Below are 4,711 nucleotides of genomic sequence, written 5' to 3'. Positions count from 1 at the left end.
CCCACAACCCTTAGCCCCATTCATCCGAGTGGCTCGATCCCCAACCATCAGCCCCCAACAGCTCGACAAACTGAAATTGGCAGAGCTTCTTTGATTTGTCCGGTGATTTTGCGGAGGTCACAATTTTATGGGAGAGCCTGTGATAGAATACAAATAAGAAAGGAAGTCTTAGGATGGATGTAAAACTGAAACGGGTTTACGAAGCTCCTTCGGCGGAGGATGGATTCCGGATTCTTACGGACCGTCTCTGGCCCCGTGGCATTTCAAAAGAAAAGGCACAGCTGGGAGTCTGGGAAAAGGCCATTGCTCCGTCGCCGGAACTCAGGAAGTGGTTTGGCCATGATCCGGAAAAATATGAGGAATTCCGGAAAAGGTATCTGGAAGAATTGGCAGGCAACGAGGAAACGGACCATTTTGTCTGCCTGGTCAGGGATCATCTGGCAGAGGGGCCGGTGACGCTCCTCTTTGGCGCAAAGGATACGGAACATAACCAGGCCGTGGTACTGAAAGAATTTCTGGCACAGCGGTAATTTTGAAGTTTGATCCGTTGTTCCCCATTTCATTTATCCCTGCATTGTCCCATGATCCTGTGGTAAAATAACAGGAACATGGGATTTTTTGACTACAGGAGACAATTATGGAATCTTTAAAAACAGTGACAATCAGTAAACGGGCAGAGCTGGCGGCCAGGGGTGGGCATCCCTGGATTTATGGTACCGAGATTAAGAGTGCCGATGAGGGTATCGAAGCAGGAGATATTGTCCGTGTTCTCTCTTCAAAAGGAAAATTTATCGGAAGCGGGTTCTATAACCCCCATTCCAAAATCAGGGTCCGGATTTTCTCCACCAATGCCAATGATGTTTTTGATCAGGCCTTCTGGAAGCGGCGGGCTGCCTATGCCGTGGATTACAGGCTCCAGGTCATGCGGCCGGAGGATTATAACTGCTGCCGTCTGGTATTTGGTGAGGCAGACCAGCTTCCGGGAATGACGGTGGATCGGTTTGGCGATGTATTGTCCGTGCAGGTCCTGTCTTTGGGGATGGAAAGGCGGAAGAAGGTATTTCTTGATGGCCTGATTGAAGTGCTGCGGGAAAGAAATCTTCCTGTTTCCTGTATTTATGAACGGAATGATGTCAAAATCAGGGACCTGGAGGGCATGGAGCAGTATAAAGGATTTTATCATTCCGGGCTTCTGAATCCTGAACAGGAAAAGACACTGGTGGATATCGTAGAAAATGGGATCCGCTATACGGTGGATGTGGAGAACGGGCAGAAGACCGGCTTTTTTCTGGACCAGAAGTTTAACCGTCTCGCTGCTGCTCAGATTGCAAAGGGCAGGCATGTACTGGATTGTTTCACCCATACCGGGGCCTTTGCCCTGAACGCTGCCGGAGGGGGTGCCGCTTCCGTGACGGCTCTTGATATTTCCCGGGAAGCCGTGGATATGGCCGCTCATAATGGAGAAATCAACCATCTTCCTATCCGTGCGGTGCAGGCGGATGTGTTTGAATACCTCACAAATTTGGACAAGACGAAGAACCATGACTACGATTACATCATCCTGGACCCACCGGCTTTTACAAAGTCCGGAAAGACGGTGCATGAAGCGTTCCGGGGATATAAGGAAATCAATTACCGTGCCATGAAGATTCTGCCGAGAGGGGGCTATCTGGCCACCTGTTCCTGTTCCCACTTCATGGGGGAGGAACTGTTTGTGAAAATGGTGAAAGAGGCGGCCCGGGATGCGGGGGTGACTCTCCGGCAGATCGAGTTCCGGCAGCAGGCACCGGACCATCCGATCCTGATGACGGTGCCGGAAACCTATTATCTGAAATTCTTCCTGTTCCAGATTGTGTAATGAAAAAGAGCTTTGATAGGGGATATACCCTTGTCAAAGCTCTTTTATTTATTACAGCCAATTGCGGTTTGACGAGCTGTTAGAGCGAAGCTTACGGATAGAGTCATTCGTGCGGGGCTGTTAGCTTCTAGCTGCTAGGAAGACTCTACAGCCTGCGGCGCTTCCAACAGCTAACCTCCGTCGCCTGACGGCGCCACCTCCTTCCCGAGGAAGGAGGCTAACGACCAGCGGCTCCGCCGCGATTGGAGTCCTAAAGACTCTACTCCTAAAACGTGAAATTGACTCAAAACGAGGCTCCTTCCTTGGGAAGGAGCTGCCCACGGGGCTGAGGTTAGCTGATGGAAACTGTTGGAAGCGCCGCAGGCTGGACAGTTTTCCTAGCGGCTAGCTGCCAGAAGCTAGAAGCCCCGTGCGAGTGACTCTACCTGTAAGTTTTGCTCCAACAGCTCGACAAACCGCAATTGGCTCTGCCCTATAAAAAGAGCTGTGGAACAGGCCTGCCATTCCACAGCTTACACACTCATATGCAATTACGCTCCCAGTTCATCGAGGAGTTCTTCTGCCGCATCCACGGATTCCTGGATTTCCGGACGAAGGGTAGCATCGTCATTCAGGAAGCGGACTTCCGAAAGAGCCCGGATAAGGCGGGCAATCTGGGCAGTCCGGCCGATGAGAATCTTCTGGGCGGGGGTATACTTTGTCCAGTCATTCCCCTCTTCATTCATGATAGCGCGGATATCATCAATGCCATCTTCAAAGTAATCGGACAGATCCAGCAGGGCATCTTCTGTCTTTCTCGCTTCATGGCGGACAGCCTGCATGCGGATGCACATCTGCTTGACTTCCTTCTGGAATTCCTGCAGCCGTTCACTCATATCCTTCAGGGCTTTCACATCATGGGTATCAGCAGCACTGGCATCGAGGCCTTTAATATCCGGCACCTTGGCATACTGGTCCAGCACACCGGCGCCAAATCCTACGGCATCTACAGCCCCTGCCAGGGTCACCACGCTCATGGCCTTGGCGGACAGCTTTTCCATTTCCCGCCAGTTCTTCCGTTCCTTATTGAAATGGTCGAGGCCGGTCAATGTATCGCAGTCATGGAAATCTACATTCTTCATCTGGGCAAAGAGACTGGTAAACTTTTTCATATCCCCCGACATAAGGGTAATCCTCACCCGGTCCAGTTCCCCCAGTTCATCCTGGGCCCGGACCTTGGCCCGGTTAATCCGTTTCGTAGCCCGCCTTTTGGCCCGTTCTACTTCACCATTGATGTTTTCCGGCCTTGCGGATCCCGAATTTCCGCTCACGGCGCCGGCAATCATCCGCAGAATAAATGAAATGGACATAGCACGCTCTCCCTTCTATACGATGAAATTGTTATCGTTATTATTGTATCACAGGTTCGCGCCTGAGGTGTGCCAACAGGTTTCAGGCATCCCGGAAAGACAGGGCCCGTTTTGCCTTTTCGATGGCTCTTTCGCTTTCTTCGCTCACTTCTCCCTTGTCGTTCAGGAGATGGGGAAAGAGAATCGTAATGAGCTGGGCCACCTGGATAGCCCGGGCGATCTGCATTTTCTCGCACTGGGAATAGCGGTTCCAGTCTTCCCCTTTTTCTTCCAGAATAGCCTTCAGGTCGCCAATACCATCGACGAAATAGTCGTGGAGATCATTGAGGCAGTCCGCTTCTTCCCTGGCTTTTTTACCGATTTCATCGAGGGCTGCCGTCAGTTTCCTGACTTCTTTCTGGTAATTTTCCAGATCTTCGATGAGCGTATGAATGTAGGCCATATCCATGCTGTGGAATTTTTTATTATCCACCTTCACCTTCGGCAGGATGGCAAAGCCATCGAGAATGCCAAAGCCCAGAGCCATCGGCGAATAAGCTGCAGCACTCACGGTTTCCAGGCTGGCAATCTTATCGGCCCGGTCAATCATATCGTCCACCTTGAACCCTTCCTTGAGGAAGCTTTCAATACCGGGAAGCCCTTCGCAGTCCGCCATGTTGAAGTTGCGAATCAGGGAGCAGTACTTAGTGAACTCTTTCATGTGTCCGGAAGTGGCAGAAACCTTGGCCCGGTCCATTTCACCGATTTCATACTGGGCACGGCTGCGCAGACGGAGCACTCTTCTCCTTACCCGGCGGAACGCTTTGTGGAGTTCTCCTTCCAGATCTTTAATGTACGTAGCATCCTGAATTTTCCCATCTTCCATTGCATGCAGAACCTGAAGAACATAAGTTATGGTCATATCCATTCCTCCTTTGGATAATCAGAAATGCAATCCATAAACAACGATTTTTTATCTGCAGAGCTTGTCCATGGAAGCCAACAGGAATTTCTCAACAGAGATTTTCCCATCCTCTGCAGTTTCTTCTACCATATCTTTAATTATACACCATTTCTTGAAATATGATTTGAACAAGTCCCTGCTTATCTTAATGAATTTATCTATAAGCACCACTAAGAAAATTTTCAATCTCTAAAAAAGTATCACGGGCGCTGGTCCAGAAATACAAAGCTAACCACCATGGCCAATTGCGGTTTGTCGAGCTGTTAGAGCGAAGCTTACGGATAGAGTCATTCGTGCGGAGCTTCTAGCTTCTGGCTTCTGGCAGCCAGGAAAGCTCGACAGCCTACGGCACGAATGACTGGCGGAAACGTCGGGTGGAAAGCGCCGCAGACGGATCAGCTTTCACAGCAGCTAACAGCTAGAAGCCAGGGAAGCGCTGATTAATTCGCAGAATCCGATTATACATGTATTTTCATGCAATACTGCGTCATAATCCGGCCAAGAATAGTCAAGTCCAGATTTGTGTGTAAATTAATTTTTCCCTCAGAATACAAGTAACTC

General features: G+C 50.1%; 4 protein-coding genes. 2 read left to right on the top strand and 2 right to left on the bottom strand.

Annotated elements, in window-relative coordinates; genetic code table 11:
- Positions 1 to 173: 173 nt before the first annotated feature.
- Positions 174 to 530, top strand: a complete 357-nt coding sequence (locus QZR21_RS08105) for a DUF488 domain-containing protein (RefSeq protein WP_296099660.1) — start codon at positions 174 to 176, stop codon at positions 528 to 530.
- 107 nt (positions 531 to 637) lie between these two features.
- Positions 638 to 1,858 carry a class I SAM-dependent rRNA methyltransferase gene (locus QZR21_RS08100; RefSeq protein WP_296099662.1) on the top strand — a complete coding sequence of 407 codons (1,221 nt, stop codon included), beginning with the start codon at positions 638 to 640 and terminating at the stop codon, positions 1,856 to 1,858.
- Positions 1,859 to 2,388: 530 nt separating this feature from the next.
- Here QZR21_RS08100 and QZR21_RS08095 read toward each other — a convergent pair.
- The gene (locus QZR21_RS08095) at positions 2,389 to 3,207 is read right to left on the bottom strand and encodes a hypothetical protein (RefSeq protein WP_296099176.1); all 819 of its coding nucleotides are present in this window, start codon (positions 3,205 to 3,207) and stop codon (positions 2,389 to 2,391) included.
- A gap of 82 nt (positions 3,208 to 3,289) precedes the next feature.
- Positions 3,290 to 4,108, bottom strand: a complete 819-nt coding sequence (locus tag QZR21_RS08090) for a hypothetical protein (RefSeq protein ID WP_296974809.1) — start codon at positions 4,106 to 4,108, stop codon at positions 3,290 to 3,292.
- Between the last annotated feature and the right edge of the window lie 603 nt (positions 4,109 to 4,711).

It is taken from the genome of uncultured Dialister sp. (genome assembly GCF_900541605.1).
Taxonomy (GTDB): domain Bacteria; phylum Bacillota; class Negativicutes; order Veillonellales; family Dialisteraceae; genus Dialister.
The sequence above is the reverse complement of the archived record's forward strand: the minus strand, read 5'-3'. Positions and strand labels throughout refer to the sequence as shown.